Source organism: Microvirga pudoricolor (genome assembly GCF_016892705.1).
Classification (GTDB): Bacteria; Pseudomonadota; Alphaproteobacteria; order Rhizobiales; family Beijerinckiaceae; genus Microvirga; species Microvirga pudoricolor.
In genome coordinates this window covers 1,237,634-1,257,226 of record NZ_JAFEMB010000001.1, presented here as the reverse complement: position 1 = coordinate 1,257,226, position 19,593 = coordinate 1,237,634, and the positions used below count along the sequence as shown (strand labels likewise).

At 68.7% G+C, this 19,593-nt stretch carries 18 protein-coding genes; 9 read left to right on the top strand and 9 right to left on the bottom strand.

Annotated features, from left to right (window positions below; genetic code table 11):
• Positions 1 to 18: 18 nt before the first annotated feature.
• Both ILT42_RS05770 and ILT42_RS05765 read left to right on the top strand, forming a co-directional pair.
• The gene (locus tag ILT42_RS05770; RefSeq protein WP_204214430.1) at positions 19 to 864 is read left to right on the top strand and encodes a PCC domain-containing protein; all 846 of its coding nucleotides are present in this window, start codon (positions 19 to 21) and stop codon (positions 862 to 864) included.
• A 40-nt stretch (positions 865 to 904) separates the two neighbouring features.
• Positions 905 to 1,804 (top strand): HpcH/HpaI aldolase/citrate lyase family protein, encoded by a 900-nt coding sequence (locus ILT42_RS05765; RefSeq protein WP_204214428.1) that lies wholly within the window; start codon positions 905 to 907, stop codon positions 1,802 to 1,804.
• A 77-nt stretch (positions 1,805 to 1,881) separates the two neighbouring features.
• Here ILT42_RS05765 and ILT42_RS05760 read toward each other — a convergent pair whose 3' ends face one another.
• Together ILT42_RS05760 and ILT42_RS05755 are read right to left on the bottom strand one after the other, a co-directional pair.
• A complete protein-coding gene (locus ILT42_RS05760) occupies positions 1,882 to 2,667 on the bottom strand; it encodes a VOC family protein (protein ID WP_204214426.1) in 786 nt (261 codons plus the stop codon).
• Between the two features lie 39 nt (positions 2,668 to 2,706).
• Positions 2,707 to 3,441, bottom strand: a complete 735-nt coding sequence (locus ILT42_RS05755; protein ID WP_204214424.1) for a DUF899 domain-containing protein — start codon at positions 3,439 to 3,441, stop codon at positions 2,707 to 2,709.
• Positions 3,442 to 3,508: 67 nt separating this feature from the next.
• On the opposite strand from ILT42_RS05755, the gene ILT42_RS05750 reads away from it, so the two are divergent.
• Positions 3,509 to 3,979 carry a MarR family winged helix-turn-helix transcriptional regulator gene (locus ILT42_RS05750; RefSeq protein WP_204214422.1) on the top strand — a complete coding sequence of 157 codons (471 nt, stop codon included), beginning with the start codon at positions 3,509 to 3,511 and terminating at the stop codon, positions 3,977 to 3,979.
• A gap of 224 nt (positions 3,980 to 4,203) precedes the next feature.
• Complete coding sequence (locus ILT42_RS05745; protein WP_204214420.1) at positions 4,204 to 5,037, top strand: MipA/OmpV family protein; 834 nt, start codon at positions 4,204 to 4,206, stop codon at positions 5,035 to 5,037.
• An 81-nt stretch (positions 5,038 to 5,118) separates the two neighbouring features.
• Here the strand turns inward: ILT42_RS05745 and bglX are convergent, their stop codons facing one another.
• Positions 5,119 to 7,440 carry a beta-glucosidase BglX gene (gene bglX, locus ILT42_RS05740; protein ID WP_204214418.1) on the bottom strand — a complete coding sequence of 774 codons (2,322 nt, stop codon included), beginning with the start codon at positions 7,438 to 7,440 and terminating at the stop codon, positions 5,119 to 5,121.
• Between the two features lie 790 nt (positions 7,441 to 8,230).
• On the opposite strand from bglX, the gene ILT42_RS05735 reads away from it, so the two are divergent.
• Positions 8,231 to 10,129, top strand: coding sequence for a cadherin domain-containing protein (locus ILT42_RS05735; RefSeq protein WP_204214416.1), 1,899 nt, complete (start codon positions 8,231 to 8,233; stop codon positions 10,127 to 10,129).
• 26 nt (positions 10,130 to 10,155) lie between these two features.
• Here the strand turns inward: ILT42_RS05735 and ILT42_RS05730 are convergent, their stop codons facing one another.
• Both ILT42_RS05730 and ILT42_RS05725 read right to left on the bottom strand, forming a co-directional pair.
• On the bottom strand, positions 10,156 to 10,857 hold the full coding sequence (locus ILT42_RS05730; protein WP_204214414.1) for a gamma-glutamyl-gamma-aminobutyrate hydrolase family protein: 702 nt from the start codon (positions 10,855 to 10,857) through the stop codon (positions 10,156 to 10,158).
• Complete coding sequence (locus ILT42_RS05725; protein WP_204214412.1) at positions 10,854 to 11,879, bottom strand: amidoligase family protein; 1,026 nt, start codon at positions 11,877 to 11,879, stop codon at positions 10,854 to 10,856. The genes ILT42_RS05730 and ILT42_RS05725 overlap by 4 nt, the downstream gene beginning before the upstream one ends.
• A gap of 145 nt (positions 11,880 to 12,024) precedes the next feature.
• Here ILT42_RS05725 and ILT42_RS05720 point away from each other — a divergent pair, with 145 nt between their 5' ends.
• Positions 12,025 to 13,458 (top strand): MATE family efflux transporter, encoded by a 1,434-nt coding sequence (locus tag ILT42_RS05720; protein ID WP_204214410.1) that lies wholly within the window; start codon positions 12,025 to 12,027, stop codon positions 13,456 to 13,458.
• A 3-nt stretch (positions 13,459 to 13,461) separates the two neighbouring features.
• Here ILT42_RS05720 and ILT42_RS05715 read toward each other — a convergent pair whose 3' ends face one another.
• A complete protein-coding gene (locus ILT42_RS05715; RefSeq protein ID WP_204214408.1) occupies positions 13,462 to 13,872 on the bottom strand; it encodes a helix-turn-helix domain-containing protein in 411 nt (136 codons plus the stop codon).
• Positions 13,873 to 13,943: 71 nt separating this feature from the next.
• On the opposite strand from ILT42_RS05715, the gene ILT42_RS05710 reads away from it, so the two are divergent.
• From ILT42_RS05710 to ILT42_RS05700, 3 genes are all read left to right on the top strand, one after another.
• Positions 13,944 to 14,684, top strand: coding sequence for a LuxR family transcriptional regulator (locus tag ILT42_RS05710; protein WP_204214406.1), 741 nt, complete (start codon positions 13,944 to 13,946; stop codon positions 14,682 to 14,684).
• Between the two features lie 149 nt (positions 14,685 to 14,833).
• On the top strand, positions 14,834 to 15,502 hold the full coding sequence (locus ILT42_RS05705; RefSeq protein ID WP_204214405.1) for an acyl-homoserine-lactone synthase: 669 nt from the start codon (positions 14,834 to 14,836) through the stop codon (positions 15,500 to 15,502).
• Positions 15,486 to 15,686, top strand: coding sequence for a hypothetical protein (locus ILT42_RS05700; RefSeq protein ID WP_204214403.1), 201 nt, complete (start codon positions 15,486 to 15,488; stop codon positions 15,684 to 15,686). The genes ILT42_RS05705 and ILT42_RS05700 overlap by 17 nt, the downstream gene beginning before the upstream one ends.
• Positions 15,687 to 15,704: 18 nt before the next feature.
• On the opposite strand, the gene ispH is transcribed toward ILT42_RS05700, so the two are convergent.
• Genes ispH through ILT42_RS05685 form a run of 3 tightly spaced genes read right to left on the bottom strand, consistent with a single transcriptional unit; the run spans position 15,705 to position 19,590 of the window.
• Positions 15,705 to 16,649 (bottom strand): 4-hydroxy-3-methylbut-2-enyl diphosphate reductase, encoded by a 945-nt coding sequence (gene ispH, locus ILT42_RS05695; RefSeq protein ID WP_229428353.1) that lies wholly within the window; start codon positions 16,647 to 16,649, stop codon positions 15,705 to 15,707.
• Positions 16,646 to 17,929 carry a hydroxysqualene dehydroxylase gene (locus tag ILT42_RS05690; RefSeq protein ID WP_204214401.1) on the bottom strand — a complete coding sequence of 428 codons (1,284 nt, stop codon included), beginning with the start codon at positions 17,927 to 17,929 and terminating at the stop codon, positions 16,646 to 16,648. The genes ispH and ILT42_RS05690 overlap by 4 nt, the downstream gene beginning before the upstream one ends.
• A complete protein-coding gene (locus ILT42_RS05685; protein WP_204214399.1) occupies positions 17,929 to 19,590 on the bottom strand; it encodes a squalene/phytoene synthase family protein in 1,662 nt (553 codons plus the stop codon). Before ILT42_RS05685 ends, ILT42_RS05690 begins: the two co-directional genes overlap by 1 nt.
• Positions 19,591 to 19,593 lie beyond the last annotated feature (3 nt).

The following is a 19,593-nucleotide window of genomic DNA, read 5'->3' as shown; positions in this document are numbered from 1 at the left end:
AGGGCCCAGGACGACGACATGCGACAGATCCAACATCCAGGGCCGCCTTTTCCCGAGCGCGTGACGGCGGTCCCCGGCGCGCCGGTTCCGCTGCGCTTCAGCTTGGAGGCGGGCCTTTCGGTCGATGTGGCCATCGCCCGAGGCTTTGCGGCCGCGGGATGCCTCGGCGGGTACGTCGTGCTGCGGGGTGGGCGGTGCGAGCCTTTCAGGTTCGTCATGCCGGCCGCGTCGCCGGACGATGCCCACGCGGCCTGGTACAGCGACACCTTCGCGCCCGAGGGTTCGGTGCGCATCGAGCGGGCCGGAGCGATCGTGGGCGAGCGGGACGGCAGATTTTTCATCCATTGCCACGGCCTTTGGGAGACGCCGGAGGGACGGCGGATGGGCCATATGCTGGCTCCCGACACCGTCGTGACGGAGCCGGTCGAGGCCGTGGGGATCGGCTTCCGGGACGCCACCTTCATGGCCGCGCCCGACCCCGAGACCCACTTCACGCTCTTCGGGCCCGTGAGCCGCGTCCAGGGCGGCGAAGAGCCGGTGGGCCCGCGCGTGCTGCTGGCGCGGGTGCGGCCCAACGAGGATATCGGCACCGCCATCGAATCCCTGTGCGGCCGTTGGGGGATCGCGCGGGCGAACGTGCACGGCATCGGCAGCCTGAACGGCGTGCGCTTCGCCGACGGCCGCCGCGTCGAGGCCCACGCGACGGAGGTCCTGATCCATGAGGGGCGGACCGGCCCGGACGGCGTCATGCGAATCGACGTGGTCGACATGGATGGGCACATCCACAGCGGCCCGATCGTCGAAGGCGACAACCCCGTCTGCGTAACCTTCGAGCTGCTCATCGAGGAAATCCCCGGGCCGTAGCAACGAGGCGGCTCGGGGCATTGCGAAAAGGCCTTCCAGCGTGATCAAGACCAAACGATCCATCGAAGCGCGCCGCTCCTGGCTCTTCCTGCCGGGGGCCGAGTGTGACGTTCTCGCGGCGGCGCCAGGCTGCGGCGCGGACGTGCTGATCCAGGAGCTGGAGGACTTCACGCCGCCGGAGCGGCGCCCGGAAGCCCGCTCCATGAGCCCGCGCATCCTCGCAGGCTGGAACGCGTCCCCGTGCCTGTCGGCGGTCAGGATCAACCCGCTGGAGGATGGCGGCCTCGAAGACCTCGAGGCCGTCATGCAGGGGCGGCCCGCCATCGTCATGATGGCGATGGTGACGTCGGCCGGTCAGGTCCGAGGCCTGGAGAACGCGGTGGGCCGGCTCGAGCGGCAGATCGGAATTCCGGAGGGCGCAACCGAGATCGTGCCCAATATCGAAACCGCCAGGGGCCTGACACGAATCGCCGACATCGCGGCCGCCTCCCGCCGGGTCTCGGCTCTCCTGCTGGCGGCGGAGGACATGGCCGCCGACCTCGGCGCCGAGAGAACGCCCGAGGGCCACGAACTGGCCTATGTCCGTTCGCGCTTTCTCGTGGAATGCGTGGCCGCCGGCGTGCTGGCGATCGACTGCCCCTACACCTACGCCGACCCGCGTCACCTGCACGACGACATCCGCTTCGCGCGCCGCATCGGCTACAAGGCCAAAAGCGTCGTCAACCGCGATCAGGTCGGAACGGTCAACGACCTCCTGACGCCCTCCGCCGACGAGGTCGCGCGGGCCCGGACGCTCGTGGAGGCGTTCGAGGCCGCCCGGGCCAAGGGGCTGGATCGCGTCGATGTCGAAGGGCTGATGGTCGAGGTCCCCACCTACCGATCCGCGAAACGGCTCCTGGCGCGGCACGCGGGGTTGAGCGGCCAGGATGCCCCGGGATAGCGCCCTCCGGCGGGCCTGCGATCGGTGCGGCCCGCTCCGGTAAGCGCATCCTGGCGGCGCCTTGGCGGCCCCTGGCGTCAGGATTGCCGACGGGGCCCGACCAGCGCGAACATCGCGCCCTGGGGGTCGAGGCATTGCACGATCCAGGCGTCGCCCGGAACCTCCATCGGGCCGTTGATGACCTTGCCGCCGCCCGCCGTCACGCGCTCCGATGCCTCGTCGATGCCATCGGTCATGAAGTAGTAGAGCCAGAACGGCGCCGGTGCCTGCGGGGGCTTGTTCATCATGCCGCCCAGGGCCTCGCCGCGATGCGCGAAGATCTGGTAGACGCCCATTGGGCCCATGTCGAAGGCGTGGTCCTTCGTCCAGCCGAACTGTTTGGCGTAGAAGTCGAACAGGGCGGCCTGATCGAAGGTCACGAGCTCGTGCCAGCCCACATGCCCGAGAGGCTTCTTCATGAGCGGCACCGGCTCCGCGCCGTCCGCGTTCCGGGACTTGAACAGGCAGAGCGCATTGCCCTGCGGATCGGCCACGACGGCGAAGCGGCCGATATCGGGGATGTCGTCGGGAGCCCGCAGGACCGTGCCGCCGTCACGCTCGAAGGCGGCCGCGCTCCCGTCCACGTCGTCGACCCCCACATAGCCCATCCAGCCCGGCTGGGCGCCGGCGTCGCAGGCCTCCCCGGGCATTCCCATCAGGCCGCCCACATCCGTTCCGCCTCCGCTGAGGATCGTGTAGGTCATGCCGGGCACCTGGATGTCCTTGAGGTCCCAGCCCACCAGGTGGCCGTAGAACGCCTTCGCGCCCGCGGGATCGGTGGTCATGAGTTCGTACCAGACAAAGCTGCCTTGGGATGGCGACATCGGCGTTCTCTTTTCGCTGTGGATGGGAATAGGGGGCGCTCAGGAGGCGCAGCAGCCGGCGGCCTTCGGGCGGCTCTCGTACTCGTCGTGGCGGCGCACGAAGCTCATGGTCGATGTCTCGTTGCGGCCCTTGGGGGCGCGGTCCAGGATCATCAGCGTGCCGATGAACTCCTCGATGCCGCGGGCATAGCTCGAATAGGTATGGAACACGCGGCCCCCCTCGTCCCTGTAGAACGCGCTCACGCCCGGCAATTCGTCATGGGCCTGCTCCGACGGCGTCTCGGAGAAGTTGTAGTTCACCTGGCCCTTGGCGAGGTCGTCCTGGGTGAAGGACACATGGAAATCGTAGTTGAAATCGCTGCCGAAGGACGACACCCACGGAAAGCGCCAGCCCATGCGGGCCTTGTAGGCCTCGATTTCGGACAGCGGGGCCCGGGACACGGCCTTGAGGGTCACGTCGTGATGTTCGAGATGGGGCACCGCGCCGTCGAAATGGTCGGACAGGAAGGAGCAGCCGACGCATCCCGCCTCCCAGCCCGGCGCCAGCATGAAGTGATAGATGATGAGCTGGCTGCGCCCGTCGAACAGCTCCGAGAGCGTCTTGGGCCCGTCGGGCGCTTGGAACAGGTAGGGTTTGTCGACCTCGACCCAGGGCAGGGCGCGGCGCTGGGCATTGACCCGATCGCGCAGGTGAACGGCTTCCTTCTCGGCGGCCAGGAGGGCCCGGCGGGCGCTCAGCCACTCGTCCCGGGACACGATTCGGTTGGGCTGCATCGGCATTTCCCTTGCTGCGACGTTGAGCTCGCTTGACAGACAAGGTTGATATCAACATTAATGGGCCATGTCAAAGCCCCTGACCCGCGATCCGGGTTCCTCGACCGTCCCCTACGACATCACGCTCCTGGTGCGCGACACCTGCCTGTGCCTGCATGTTCAGCGGGCCGCCAGGGCCCTCGGGCGGCGGTTCGACGAGGCCCTGCGGCCCCTCGGGCTCACCAACGGCCAGTTCTCCCTGCTCATGTCCCTGAACCGCCCGGAGCCGCCTTCCATGGGATCGGTGGCCGGGCTTCTCGCCATGGACCGCACGACCCTGACGGCGGCGCTCAAGCCCCTGGAGCGGCGCGGACTCGTGAGCGTGGCGCCGGACCCCGGGGACAAACGCGCCCGCCGCCTCGCCCTGACCCCGGACGGGAGGGCGCTTCTGGCCCGGGCCGTGCCGGTCTGGAAGCACGCCCACGGCCTCGTCGAGACCGGCCTGCCGGGCGGGGATATCGAGCGGCTGCTGGCGGACCTGCACGCCCTCTCGGTCTGAGCGCCCCGCCGAGACCTTCGCCGAGACCCTGGCTGTATCCTGTTTACCATAGCGCCCGGCAACCTGCCCCTCGGCTTGGCAATCGCGGCCGCGAAGGGTATCCCTCCCGGCCGCATATCCGTAAGGTGCCGCAACGTCATCTTCGGCGGCGAGCCCCATCCGGGGCCCGGACACCGGACCGATCCCGGGGTCTGACCGCGGACCGAACCGCAACAGGAAGTGCCATGCGCCTGACCCATTCCCTCGCCCTCGGAACCCTCCTGGCCTGCGGGGCGCTTGCCGGAACCGCTCAGGCGGCGGATCCCCTGTTCGGCGCGCCTCCGGCGGCCGCGCCCACGGGCGGCTGGATCGCCACCGTGAAGGGCAACCTGAAGGTCGGCCCCTCTTATCCGGGCGCGGACGATTACAGCTTCGTGGGCTTCCCGTCGGTCAGTTTCCGCCGGGCCGGTACGCCGCAGCGTTTTTCGGCGCCCGATGACGGCCTGAGCTTCTCGCTGCTGGAGGACAGCTCGGCCCTGCGGTTCGGCATCGTGGGCCGCTTCCAGGGCGGGCGCTACCTGCAGGACGACCGGCGCCTCTTCGGCCTGTCCAAGGTCGATTGGGCGGTGGAGCCCGGCCTGTTCGTGGAGTTCTGGCCCGTGGAGTTCCTGCGCGCCCGCGCGGAGATCCGCCGCGGCTTCAACGGCCACGAGGGCTTCGTGGGCGATCTCGGCCTCGACTTCGTGCAGCGCTACGGCGCGTTCACGTTCTCGGCCGGTCCGCGCGTGGGCCTCGGCGACAGCGAGTTTACCAAGACCTATTTCGGCGTGACCCCCTACGAGGCCTCCCTCAACGGCCTGGTGACGCCTTACAATCCGTCCGGCGGCTTCACGACCGTCGGCGCCACCACGGCGCTCACCTACGATTGGTCCGAGCAATGGTCGACCACGGCCTACGTGACCTACAAGCGCCTCGTGAGCGACGCGGCCGACAGCCCCATCGTCAAGCGCTTCGGCAACGAGAACCAGATCGGCCTCGGCCTGACCGTGTCCTATTCGTTCGACACGGGCTATTACTAGGCCGCCCGTCCGGGACACCATGCGAAAGGGCTCCCTCGGGAGCCCTTTTTGCTGCGCGGCGGGGGCAACCTGGTCCGGCGGTCAGCGGCCTCCCGGCGGGAGGCGCAGCTCCTCAGCGATCTCGACCGTGCCGGCGGCCTCCGCGAGAGATGAGCCGCCCACGAAGACCTCGATCGCGCCGGGCTCGACCAGGTAGGTCCCGTCGTCGAGATGAAAGCCCAGCGACGTGAGGGGCACCGAGAGCGTCACGCGCCGGGCTTCGCCGGGCTGCAGCATGACCTTCTCGAAGGCCTTCAGCTCACGCAAGGGACGGCTGCGGCTGGCATAGGGATCGCGGATGTAGAGCTGCGCCACCTCCTGGCCGGCGCGGCTGCCCCGGTTGGCGACCGTGACCGTCACGTCCAGCCTGTCCGACCTCTCCAGCCGGGTCTTGGCGATGGCCGGGTCCGTATAGGCGAAGCCCGAATAGCCCAGGCCCCAGCCGAACGGGTAGAGCGGCAGGTGCGACTCGTCGAGATATTGCAGGGTGAAGCGGTTCGCCAGCAGGGTGGGGCGGCCGCTCGGGAGCGCGTTGTAGTAGAGGGGCAGCTGGCCGATGCTGCGGGGCCAGCTCACGGGCAGCTTGCCGCTCGGGTTCTCGTCGCCGAAGAGCACGTCCGCCACCGCGTGGCCGCCCTCCGTGCCCGGATACCAGGCCATGAGGATCGAGGCCATGCGGTCGTTGAGCGGGCCCAGCTCCTGCGGCCGTCCGCCGATGATCACGAGCACCACGGGCTTGCCCGTCTCGGCGAGCTTCTCCAGGATCTCGGCCTGCCGGCCCGGCAGCGTCAGGCGCGTGCGCGAGGCGGCCTCGCCGGACATTTCCTGCGGCTCGCCGAATACCGCCACCACCAAGTCGGATTTTTGCGCGGCGTCGAGCGCCGCCGGCAGGCCGTCCGTGGTGCGGCAGAACAGGTCCCACACGCGGGCATGCTCGCGCTTGAGGGGAGCGACGGGCTCGTCCACGAGGTTGCAGCCCGGCGCGTAATTCACCGCGATCCCGGCCGTCGACGCGCGCGCGCGGATGCCCTGGAGCAGCGTGACGCTGTCCTCCGCATGACCGCGCGCCGCATGGGGGCCGAGCTGGTCGCGCGGCGCATCCGCGAGCGGGCCCACCACCGCGATGGAGCGCACGTTCGACCCGACCGGCAGCGCGCCGGAGCCGTTCTTCAGGAGCACGAGGGTTTCGCGGGCGACCTCGCGGGCCACCTGCCGGGATTCAGGCGACGGGAACGCGGCGTCCACGTGCGACGGGTCGATGTCGGGCCGGTCGAACAGGCCCATGCGCATCTTGGAGCGCAGCACCCGGCGCACGGATTCGTCCACGGTGCTCATCGGCACGCGGCCCGCCCGCACCTCGTCCGGCAGGTGCTTGACATAGAGCTGGCCCATCATGTCCATATCGACGCCCGCCAGGATCGCCTTGCGGGCCGCCTCCGCGCCGTCCCGCGCGACGCCGTGGCCCAGCAATTCATGGATGCCCGCCCAATCCGACGTGACGAAGCCGCCAAAGCCCCACTGGCCGCGCAGCACGTCCGTGAGCAGCCACGGATTGGCCGTGGACGGCACGCCGTTATTGGCGTTGAAGGCCGCCATCAGGCTCACGGTTCCGGCCTCCACGGCGGCTTTGAACGGCGGCAGGTAGATGTCGTACATCTCGGCGGGCGGGATGAACGTGGTATCGTAGTCGCGCCCGCCCTGCGGGGCGCCGTAGCCCGCGAAATGCTTGGCCGCCGTGGCGAGCCCGCCGTCGCGAAAGCCCCGCACGCGGGCGGCGGTGAGCACGGCGCCCAGATGGGGATCCTCCCCGAAGCCCTCCACGATGCGGCCCCAGCGGATGTCCCGCGACAGATCCGCCATGGGCGCGAAGGTCCAGTTCACGCCCACGTAAGCCGCCTCGCGGGCCGCCCATTCGGAGGCCTTGCGGGAGAGCTCCGGGTTGAAGGCTGCGGCCTCCCCCAGGGGCAGCGGGAACTGGGTGCGGAAGCCGTGCAGCACGTCGAGGCCGAAGAGCGGCGGGATCTTCAGGCGCGACTCGCGGGCGAGCCGCTGCGCGCGCAGGACGTCGGGAGCGTTGTTGAAGTTGAGGAACGCGCCCGCCCGCCCGGTCCTGATGTCATCCCAGTTCAGCGGCGGGCCGTGGGAGATGAGGTTGAGCTGGCCGAGCTTCTCCTCGAGGGTCATCTGCCCGACGAGGTCGTCGACCCGCCGCTCGACGCTGTCCTGGGTGGGCGCGGGACTTTGCGCGCCGGGGGCATCCTGCGCCCGCGGAGCCTCCTGCGCCTGAACCGGCGCGAGGCCGAAGGACAGGAGCGCCAGCGCGGCCGGCAGGAGGGCGAGACGGGACGAAAACGTGAGCCGCAAGGGATCTTCCTCATGGGGCGGACGAGCCGCCGGAACGCGCGAACGGGCGGGCAACCGATTGCCCGCCCTGCTCATGGGGCGGGCGGGGCTCGCGGTCAATCGGCTGAACGGCTTTCCCGCCAAGGGAAAGGTCAAGGAATCGGTCACGTCTGTGTTGGCAGCGAGCCGCCCGTCCCGCGTCAGGAGGATCTAGCCGGTCGAACCTGAACGGGGCCTGCACCAGAGCTTCGCCGCCGCTCTTCGGCAAGGCTTCTATGTCATACCGTAATGTCGAAATGCAGGTTCTGTAGAGAGGGAAGAAGCCGTGGGCAGCCGCCTCTGATCGTCCCGGCGTTCAGCCAGAGACAGGCGGAAACCGGCTGAGATGATTTTCGTTCAACATAGACTATGGATATTCTTGATATTTTCTTCATTATTGCGTCAATAAACTCATTATTATCGGTCATGCCGAATATAAATTCGATTTTATGTAATTACTCGATTGTGTGTCATCAAAAATTTACATTGCGAATAATGACCGCTCTGCCCTTGCGAGCGCAGGTCTCGGAGGCGCTCGCGATGACGCTCTCCGGCACTGAGGGCTTAGAAGCCCTCGGGGGAACTTGTCGTTGGGGAATTTAAGTTATATGATAATATATCACATGATTTTTTTGAGGATCATATGTTCAGAGTCGGCGCGGAAACGAAGGTTAATACCATCACCCTAGGAAATCAGACGCAGCCGGCCATGACGGCCTTGCGTGATGGCGGGTGGGTTGTCGCGTGGCAGAGCCAGGAGGCCGGCTCTCCCATGAACGAAATCTTCATGCAGCGTTACGACAGCCTCGGGCGTCCGTTCTTTCAGGCCGGCGGAAATCCTGCCGACGTCCTCGTCAATGCCTTCCCGGATAAAGATCAATTCTCGCCGAGTGTCGCCTCGCTGGCCGATGGCGGCTGGGTTGTCACGTGGGGATCGGACGGGCAGGACGGCTCGGGCAGCGGCGTCTTTCAGCAGCGCTACGACAGCCTCGGACAGCCATTCTTCAAGGATGGCGGCAGGGCTGTCGACAAGCGCGTCAACGACGTGACAGCAGGACCACAAGACGATGCGAAGGTCGCAGGGTTGCCGGACGGAGGCTGGGTGGTCGTTTGGTCTTCACAGGGGCAGGATGGCCGCGACAGCAGCTTTGGCATTTTTCAGCGCCGCTACGACAAGGCGGGAGTCTCGACAGAGGGTGACAAGCTCGTCAATGTCGAGACGAATGGCAGCCAGACCCAAGCGGATGTGGCCGTGCTGGCTGACGGAGGATGGGTCGTTACCTGGCAGTCGTATGGACAGGATGGCGACGGAGCAGGCGTTTTTCAGCGCCGGTACGATCGCCTTGGCAACGAGGTCGAAAGCGAGAAAATCGTCAATGCGTACACGGCAGGGGATCAATCCTCGGCGCGTATCGCTCCGTTGGCCGATGGCGGCTGGGTCATTACGTGGACATCGTACGAACAGGACGGTTACCATTACGGTGTCTATCAGCAACGGTACGATGCGAATGGGCAGGCGTTGTCGACAACTGACATGCCGGTCAACATCTTCACCGATTTCAGCCAAAGATACTCCGACGTGACGCCCCTTCCCGACGGAGGATGGGTCACGTCATGGCAATCCCTCAATCAGGACGGCGATTTCGAGGGTGTCTATCAGAGACAATTCTACGCGAACGGCAACCCGCACACATCCTACGATGTCCCTGTGAACGCTTTTGTGAAAGGCAATCAGAAGGATCCGGAAGCCGCGACCTTGGCGGATGGTCGGGTAGTCCTGTCGTGGCAGTCGTCCCCGCTGACGGGAGAAGGCCAGGACGGTTCGCTCAGCGGCATCTTCATGCAGCAGTTCATGCCGAGCCAAGCACCAACGTCCGTGACCCTCTCTCACACTGCAGTATCCGAGGGCGCGGCCAACGGCACCCTCGTGGGAGCTCTTTCGGCATCGGATGCTAACCTGGCCTATGGTGACAGCCTCACCTACGCGCTTCTCGACAATGCGGGTGGCCGCTTCGCTCTCTCGGGCAGCAATTTGGTCGTAGCCGACGGCGCCCGCATTGATTTCGAGCAGGTTCGCTCTCATGCCGTAACGGTACGCGCCATCGACAGCAGAGGCCTGACCAAGGATGCCGTCTTCACCATCTCGGTCGCCGATGTCCTCAATGAGAGCTTTGGAACGATCGGTCTTCCGGAAGGAACGCCTGTAAATCTATCAGGGGGGCCTGGCCAGGATGTGTTCAAAGGCGGTTCGGGTAACGACACGCTCAGCGGCGGCGGCGGCAGAGACCGGCTCCAGGGCGGCAAGGGCCGGGACGTGCTCACGGGCGGGCCCGGCAAGGATGTGTTCGTGTTCGACGCTAAGCCCGACAAGGCCAAGACCCACGTGGATACGATCACCGATTTCGTGGTGCGGGACGATACCATATGGCTCGACAACGCGGTGTTCCGGAAACTCGGCAAGGGCAAGGAGGCCAAGCCCGGAAAGCTCGACAAGGCCTATTTCACGATCAGCAAGGCTGCCGCCGACGGCAATGACTATCTGATCTACGACCCGAGAAAGAAGGCCCTGATGTACGATGCGGATGGCGAGGGCGGCAAGGCGGCATTGACGATCGCGACCTTCACCAAGCTCAAAGGAACCCTGACTTTCAAGGATTTCATGATCATCTAGAAGGGAAGCGATCCGGCTCGGACCCCTCACACCGCCAGGGCCGCCTCCGGGGCGTGGGCCAGCCGTTCATCCGCGGCCTGGACGAGGGCCTCGAACAGGCGGTTCTGCGGCGCTTTCCAGAACAGGAGCTCCGGGTGCCACTGCACCCCGAGCAGGAATGGCGCCGTAGTGCTCTCGATCGCCTGCACGATGCCGCTCTCGTCCTGGGCCACCACGCGCAGACCGGTCCCGAGCCGGTCCACGGATTGATGGTGCAGGGCGTTCACCCGGCAGGGATTGCAGCGCAGGATGCGGTCGAGGCGGCTGCCGGACACGACCCGCACGGTCTTCTTCGGCAGCACCGTGCGCATCCTGGGCGCCTCCACGTAGACGCGGTGGATGTCCGTGTAGAGCGTGCCGCCGAGGCTTACATTGATCATCTGCGACCCCCGGCAGATCCCGAGCACCGGTAGGCCGACGGGTAGCGCGAGCTGCAGGAGGTCGAGCTCCATCCGGTCCCGGTCCGGGTCGATGCGCACGTCGGGCAGCACCTCGCCGCCGTAGATCTCGGCTCCGATGTCGTCGCCGCCGCCGATGACGAGGCCGTGCAGCTTCTCGTCCGGGCTGGGCTCGCCCGGCACGAGGCGTACGGCGCGCGCGCCCGCCCGCGACAGGGCCCAGCGGTGCATGAGATAGCTGCGCCAGCCGCCACGCTTCGAGGTGGTAACGCCGATGAGGGGACGCGTCATGAATGCACGATCCCGTCCGCCACGTCGGCCCAGCTTTTCTCTTCTCCGGCAAAGCCGAGATAGGCCTGGCCCGCCGCCATCAGCCGGTCGCGGTCGCAGGCCAGGCGCTCCACGCTCACCCAGCGGTTCCAGTCCGGCGCGAGGCTCCAGCCCGGATCGCTCACCCGCGCGTCCGGCAGGCGGTAGTGGAAGGTCGGACGGGCGTTGATCTTCTCGTTGGGCAGGGCGCGCCGGACCCGGTCCGGGTCGAGATGGAGCAGGAGCGGCAGAAGGTCGAGATCCCGGTTGCGGGTCGGATTGGCGGCCAGATAATCGTCGATGAAGGTCGTGAGATCCGGCCAGTAATCCGGCGCCACCAGATGCCGGGTATAGGCCGCCGGGAACGGGTCGGCGAAGCCCAGCACGCTGCGGGTCGCATCCGGTGCCACCTGCCGACGCAGCCATGCGTTGAGCAGCACGAAGCTTTTGAGGTGGGCCACCACCGTGGCGGCATCCTCCGCCGGCACCTGCGGGTTGAAGTGCAGCCCGAAGGCATAGAGCGCGCCGTCCTGCGTGCCCTTGGCGCCGAGGCCGCGCAGCACATCGAGCACGCGCTCGGCTTCGTGAAGGCGGTTGAGCGGCAGCGGCGCCGTCACGATCTCGCAGGGGATGAGCACCCGCGCGGCCGACCCGAACCAGGCCGCGATCCGAGGCAGGATCGCGCCGCCCTTTCCGGTTTTGGCGGGATGCACCATGCGGCTGTCGAGCTCCACGCTCATGTCGCCGATGGACGAGCCCATGAGCCGGAACGCGTGCGGGTCGTTCTCCCGCACCGCGCCGCCGAAGGCGGCCCGCAGGGCTCGGGCCGTCTCGGCCGCCGTGGGACCGGTGAACTCGATCTCGATCCCAACCGTGCGCCAGCGGCCCCGCCGGTCATGGGTTACGGGCGGCATCATGAACGGGATGACGGTCGCAGGCGGCGCGGGATGCGCCATGGCGGGCCTCTCCGGCTGGTCTGCGCCGCGCGAGAAATACTGGTCCATGCGGCTGGTTCTGGTGTTGACGTTTGCGTGAACGAAGGGGTGAACGGGAAGGGACCGTCCCGGTTCCGTTCTAGGCCCGGCATCCTGCCCATGAATTGGGCAGGCAGGCTGGAAGCCGGCCCCGAACCGGGCTACAAGCCGGCCCATGGAAACGCCGCATCACCCGACCCGACGGTCCGCCTGGACGGCGGAACTGGCCGCCACGCTCGCATTGAGCTGGCCGCTCGTGCTCACCAACCTGGCGCAGCACGGCCTCATGGCGTCCGACGTGATCCTGATCGGACGCATTGGGCCGGAGGCGCTCGCGGCGGGTGCTCTGGGCACCAACATCTATTTCGCCTTCCTGATCTTCGGCATCGGCCTCGTGAGCGCGGTCTCGCCCCTCGTGGCCGAGGAGCTCGGCCGGCGCCGTCACTCCGTGCGCGAGGTGCGGCGCACGGTCCGGCAGGGCCTGTGGGCCTCCGTGACGGTGACGGTGCCGATCTGGATCGTGCTGTGGAACGGAGAGGCGATCCTCAACGCCGTCGGCCAGGACCCGACCCTGGCGCGGGATGCGGGGCATTACATCCGGGCCCTGCAATGGAGCGTGCTGCCCTTCCTGATCTATCTCGTGCTGCGTTCCTACCTGGCGGCCCTCGAGCGCCCGGGCTGGGCGCTTCTCATCAGCATCCTCGGCATTCCGGTGAATTTCGGCGTCGCCTGGGCGCTGATCTTCGGCGAGATGGGCTTGCCCGCCCTGGGGCTGGTGGGCGCGGGCTACGCCACGCTGGTGGCGACCACCTTCATGTGCCTGTGCCTCGGGCTCGTGATCGGCCTCGACCGGCAGCTGAAGCGCTACCACCTGTTCGGACGGGTCTGGCGCCCCGACTGGCTGCGCTTCCGGGCCTTGTGGCGCATCGGCGTGCCCATCGGCCTGACCCTGGCCTTCGAGGTCACGATCTTCAACGCCGCCGCCCTGCTCATGGGCCGGATCGGGATCTACGAGCTCGCGGCCCACAACGTGGTGCTGCAGATCGCATCCCTGTGCTTCATGGTGCCCCTCGGCGTCGGCCAGGCCGTCACGGTGCGGGTCGGCCGCGCCTACGGGGCGGGCGACCGTGAGGGCGTCACCCGCGCGGGCTGGATCGCCTTCGGGCTCGGCGTCGGCTTCATGGTGGTCACGGCGTCCCTCATGCTGGCGGCACCCCATTTCCTCATCAGCGCCTTCCTGGACTTGAACGATCCCAGGAACGCCGCCGTCATCGGGTTCGCCCTGTCGTTCCTGGTGCTGGCCGCCGTCTTCCAGCTCGCGGACGGCGCGCAGGCGGTGGGGGCCGGGATGCTGCGCGGGCTCCAGGATACGCGGGTGCCGATGCTCTTCGCGGCCGTGGGGTACTGGGGCGTCGGGCTGCCCCTGGGCATCGGGCTCGCCTTTTTCACGAGCCTGCGCGGCGTCGGGATCTGGATCGGCCTCGCCACGGGGCTCGCGGTCGTGGCCTGCCTCATGCTGTGGCGCTGGATGCGCCGCGACCGCCTCGGCCTCGTGGCCGGTGCGCCCCAGCCCGTGCGGCACCAGCCGGCCTTCGTGGCGGGAGCCTGATCCCTAGGGGTGGACCCGCGCTGCGGCCGCGAGGTGCTCGATCAGGTCGACCACGCTCCGCCGCACCCCAGGGTCCCGGATGGTCAGGTAGGCCTGCGCCAGGGCGATGCCGTCCCGGGACGCGAAGAGCTGCTGCAATTCCTCCGGCGCCTCCCCCCGGTCCTGGGATGCGGGGCCGCCAGGCGCGCCCTCGAAGAAGAAGGCGGCCGGCACGTCCAGGATCCGGGCGATCTCGAGCAGCCGTCCCGCCCCGATCCGGTTGGTGCCCTTCTCGTATTTTTGCACCTGCTGAAACGTCAGTCCGAGAGCCGCCGCCAGCTTCTCCTGGCTCAGGCCGATCTGGAGGCGCCGCGTGCGGAGGCGGGCTCCGATGTGATGATCGGCCAGGCTCGCTGCTTTGGGGCTCTCAGCCATCGGGGCGCCTGTTCAAAGGTGTAAAGTTGTAATATTATAGATCCATTGCGATTCCGAGGTCGAGAGGGTGCTTGCCAATATCCGAGCTTCAGGTCCGGCAATTCACCTTTGACTGCGTCGAGCGTCTCGGCAGCCTGACCACCATCGACGACATCTCCGCGGAGCTCCGCCGGGCCGGGGCCGCGCTCGGTTTCGAGAGCTTCTGCATCTCCGGCTTGCCTTCGGCCGGGGAGAGGCTCGATCCCTACGTGCTCCTGTCGGGCTGGCCGGATGCCTGGCTCGAGCGCTACGCCCGGGAGGGCTACGTTCACCGGGATCCCGTCATCCGGAAAGTGCGCCAGACGACGATGCCCTTCGCCTGGAGCGAGGCCCCCCTCGACCCGGACGACCGCGAGGGCGCCCGGATCATGAGGGAGGCGCCGCAATTCGGGCTCGTGGACGGGCTCGCGGTGCCGATCTACACGACGCACGGGTTCCAGGCGATCGTCACCTTCGGGGCGCACGCCCTCTCCCTGAGCAAGGACGAGCGCGCGGGCCTCCATCTCATCGCGATCTACGCCCACGGCCAGGCCCGCAACCTCCTGACCCGCAGGGAGGCGGGACGTTCGCCGTCCCCGAGTCACCTGTCGCAACGGGAGATCGACTGCCTGCGCTGGGCGGCGTCGGGCAAGTCCGCCTGGGACATCGGCACCATCCTGGGACTGTCGCAGAGAACCATCGAGGAATACCTCTCCAACGCCGCCATGAAGCTTGGCGCCGTCAACCGCGTTCAGTGCGTCGCCGAGGCCATTCGGCGCAAGATCATTCCCTAACGGCGCATCAACGCCGTATGCCGCTGCCGGCTTCGGGGCCGCTGCGGTCAGGCGCGCGGGCACGAGGCCGTCCGCCGCCCGCCCCGTATTTTTACGGGATGGACCAGTTCCGTCCGATCATCTGAATTCTCCGCCCTACGGAGGATGCCATGATCCTTTTGATCAACAAGGCCAACGCGGCGCGCCATGCGCCGCTGCTCGATCAGGTTTACCGGTTTCGGCACAGGTTCTTCGTCGACCGCCTCGGCTGGACGGCGCTGCGGCGGCCCGACGGGCGCGAGATCGATCAGTTCGACACGGATGCCTGCGTCCATCTCGTGGGCGTCGAAGGCGGGTCCGTGGTGTCGTACACCCGGCTGCTGCCGACGACGGAGCCGCACCTGCTGAGCGACGTGTATCCCGAGATGCTCCAGGGCGGCACGGCGCCCACCGGGCCCGACATCTGGGAGTGGACCCGTTGCGCGGTGGCTCCCGAGAAACGGGAGAGGCACAAGGGCGTCGATGCGACGACGGCCCACATGTTCCTGGGCGTCGCCGAAGCCTGCCTCCACCTGGGACTGCGCGCGCTGCTGGTGCAGACCCATCCTCTCCTCATGAGCCGGATCATCGAGCTCGGGTGGAAGGCGCGCCCCCTCGCGCTGCCCCGCGAATACGACGGCCAGCCGGTCGTTCCGATCTATGCCGGGGTGACCCGGGAAACCCTGCAGGCGTCGCGCGAGGTGTATGGCATCCGGCATCCGGTGCTGCTCGTCGAGGGCGAGGACCTTCATCCATCAGACGACGTCGTTCAGGACCATCCCTATGCTGATGCCGTTTGACGACTGGCCCGAGAAGGATCGCTCCGACATCGTGATTCTCCGGGCTCTCCTGTGTGTTCTCGACCTGCGGCGGGAGCTTCCGGCGGAGGTGATCGCCAACCTGCCGTCCCTGTCCCGGTTGATCGCCACGGCCGACTTGGTCGCCAGGGATATCGGATGGGGCGAAGAGGCCGGGCTGCATTAGCGGCCTGCCCGGCGCATCCTAGAGCCGCGCGAAATCCACCGGGGCGAAGCGGGTGCCCTCTTCCGTCACGCGAACCTCCTCCACGGAGACGCGACGCCACTCGGCCAATTGGCGCAGGGCCTGCTGCACCATGATCTCGGGAGCCGAGGCGCCGGCCGTGAGGCCGATCACCCGCGCGCCGTCGATGAACGCGAGGGTCAGGTCGCGCAGGTCCTCCATCAGCAGGGCCGGGCAGCCGCGGTGCTCGGCCACCTCGCGCAGGCGGTTGGAGTTGGAGGAGTTGCGCGCGCCGCACACGATCACGCGGTCCGCCCGCTCCGTGATGACCCGCACGGCCATCTGGCGGTTCTGGGTGGCGTAGCAGATCGTCTTCACGTCCGGGCCCTCGATGGCCGGGAAGCGCTCCTTGAGGGCCGCGATGATCTCCCGCGTGTCGTCCACGGAGAGCGTCGTCTGGGTCACGTAGGCGACACGGTCCGGCGTCGCCACCTGGACGGTCAGCGCCTCCGCGACGCTCCCGACCACGTGCACGGTTCCCTTCACCTGTCCGACGGTGCCCTCCACCTCCACGTGGTCGCGGTGGCCGATGAGGATGACCTCGCGCCCCGCCTGCGTCTGGCGGCGAGCCTCCACATGCACCCGTCGCACGAGCGGGCAAGTGGCGTCGAGCACGGCGAGACCGCGCCGTTTGGCCTCCTGCTCCACCGAGCGGGGAACGCCATGCGCGGAGAAGATCGCCACGGCCCCGTCGGGAATTTGGGCCAGGTCCTCCACGAAAACCGCGCCCTTGCGCTTGAGGTCGCGCACCACTTGGCCGTTATGCACGATCTCGTGACGCACGTAGACGGGCCGGTTGGTGCGGATCAGCGCGTCCTCCACGGCTTGTATGGCGCGGTCGACCCCGGCGCAGAAGCCTCGCGGGGAGGCCAGGAGAACGGTCAGGGGCGGCAGGCTCGCGCTCATGCGGTCTGGCCCGTGCGCGCCGCGTCCCCGGCCCTTGGCGCGCAGCCCCGGACTCGGGGGCGCCCCAGCAGGGCGGCGGCGCGCTCGCCCGCCATCACGGCGCTCTCGATGGTGGCCGGGAAATCGCCGATCCAGTCGCCTGCCAGCGCCATGTTGGCGAAGGGCCGCAGGAGCGGCTGGGGAATGGGTCCCGCCGCCTGCCGGATGGTGGCGCGCTTTTCCTTCACGATCCGGGCTTCCGGCTGCCGGTCCGGGGCGACGTCGAGGCCCACCGCCTGGAGCGCGGGCACGATCTCGCGCCAGATCGCGGCCGACAGGCTGGCGGCCGGTCGGCTCATGGCGGCGTCCGCGGCCGAGACGGTGACGCTCACGTGGTCGGCTCGCACCAGCACCCACTGGGCCAGGGTCCCGATGAGGCCCACGAAGCGCGGGCGGTCGAGGCCGCGCATGCGGAAATGCAGGTTGAGGATCGGCTCGAACGCGTCCGGCACCGACAGATGGGGAACGAGGCGGGCGATCTCCCAGGGCGGCAGGGCGAGCACCACCTGGTCGTCGGGCCGCAGCACCACCATCCGGTCCGTGGTGACGAGGGCGGCGACCTGGTCTCCGCGCGTGCGGATGGATGTCAGGCGTTGTCCCGTCAGGATCGTGGCGCCGCGGTCCTCCAGCGCCCAGAGGGCAGGCTGAACCAGGTCCTCGCTCAGGCCGTTGCGGGCGACGAGCAGGTGGCCCGCGCCGGGGGACAGGAGGCTGCGCATGGCGCGGCCGAGGCGGCGGGAGGAGGCGGTCGCCACGGGGGTGTTGAGCACCGCCACCGTGAGCGGCTCGATGAGCGTGTCGAGGATGGGGGTCTTGCCCACCACCTCGGAAACCGGGCGGTCGTCGGACGAGAAGGCGAGCCGGGCGATCCGTCCGAGATCTTCCAGGCTCAGGCCCGCCGGGCGGCGGGCGCGGTCGAGCCAGGACCAGGGCGTGAGGCCCACGTGGCTCAGGCGCCCGGTTCGCGCGTCGAGGAGCGGCAATCCCTCCGGCTCGGGCTCGATCCATTGATGGCGCGCCCCGACGGTCTCGATCAGATCGAGGGCGCAGCGGTTGGCCGTGAACAGCACGTGGGTGCCGTTGTCGTGGCGGAAGCCGTCGGCGGGGTCGAGGGTGCGGCAGCGCCCGCCCGCCTGGGGGGCGGCCTCGTAGAGGATCGTCTCGCGGCCCTCGGACGAGGCCGCGAGGGCCGCGCTCAGGCCCGCGACGCCGGCGCCAATGATGTGGGTGCGGCCGGTCATCAGGCGGTCCTCATGGGAAACGTGACGGCGAGCGTCAGCAATTGGAGGCGGTCGCCTGCGGTGAGCCGGAGCTTGCCGTGGCGGGTGCCCCAGCCGCGCGCCTCGAGCCGGTCCAGCAGGCGGCGGTAGCTTTCCATCATCAGGATGGCGGGCTTGAGGGCCGACCGGTCGAAGGCTTTCAGGGCCGCGTCGGCCGTCGCGAAGCCCGCGCGGGCTTGCCCGGCGAGGTCACGGCAGACCCGGGCGAAGCGCGGATCCGCCACGAGGGCACGGGCGGGCGCGTCGCGCAGGCCAGCCTGCGCGAGCCGCTCCAGGGGCACGTAGACCCGGTCGCGGGCCGCGTCCTCGTCCACGTCGCGCAGGATGTTGACGAGCTGGAGGGTGCGTCCCAGCCCGAGGGCGAAGTCGTGGGCCTCGGGCTGGCCGAAGATGCGGATCGACAAAGCGCCCACCGAGCCCGCCACGCGGCGGCCGTAGAGGTCGAGGGCCGCGTCATCCGCGAGGCGGACGGATTCGCCGCTGTCGGTTTCCATGCCGTCGAGGAGCGCGTGGCATTCGCCCAAGGGGAGGCCGAAGCGGTCGGCGGCCCGGCGCAGCTCGCGGCCGACAGGGGTCTGCGACGCGTCGAGATGGTCGACCTCCCGTCGCCACGCCGCCAGGAAGGCGAGCTTCTCGGCGACCGGCGCCGCCCCGTCGGCGATGTCGTCCACGGCGCGGCAGAAGGCGTAGACCGCGTGGATGGCGCGGCGTCGCTCGTCGGTGAGGCTCTGCATCCCGAGCCGGAAGGACGATCCCGAGCGCCGCACGGCGGCGGCCGTGATGGCGGCGTCGCGGCTCTCCACGGGCCGCAGCCCGCGCAGGCCCGCACCGAAAGCCCGCAGAACATCGGCCTTGCTCACCTGAACGCGGCGGAGCACGGGGTCGTGCAGGCGCAGGCGACGGGACAGCGCCCGGGCGAGCGCCAGGGTGGCCAGGCTCTGGGCGCGCAGGCGGCGGTCGCGCAGGCGCTCCGGCAGGGCGGAGGCGGCCTCCACGAGGGCATCGACCCGGTCGAGGACGGAATCGAGCACGGCCCGCCGCCGCGCCGCGTTGCCGGGCGAGAAGAAGGCCTCCTCGCCGCCCGCCTGCTCCATCCAGCCGACCGGGCAATAGACCCGGTCGAGCGCCGCGCGGTCGTCCGGCGCGTCCTGGAGATGGTTGAGGATCTGGAGCGCCGTGCACAGGGCGTCGGCGGGCGCCAGGGCCGTGTCGCCTTCGCCGTGGAGCCGCAGCAGGAAGCGCCCCACGGGATTGGCCGACAGGGCGCAATAGGCCGCAAGCTCGCCCCAATCGGCGTAGCGGCGTTTCACGGCGTCCTGCCGAAAGGCGTCCAAAAGGGTTCTGGCCTCGTCGATCCCGGCGCCGTGCCGGCGGTGGGCGGCGTGAAGCCGGGCGGCGCCAGGATGGGCAGGATCGCCCGCCAGGAGGGCGGCCTCCAACGCGTCGAGGCGCGCGATCTTGTCCGGACCCGAGAGGTCCGGCGCGTCGGCGATGTCGTCGGCCTCGCGCACGAAGCCGTAGAAGGCCAGGACGGCGGCGCGGCGCTCGGGCGCGAGCAGAAGGGACGCGACGGGAAAGTTCTCGTCTCGTGGGCCTTTGCCAGTGGTGACGGTGCGCCCCATGCC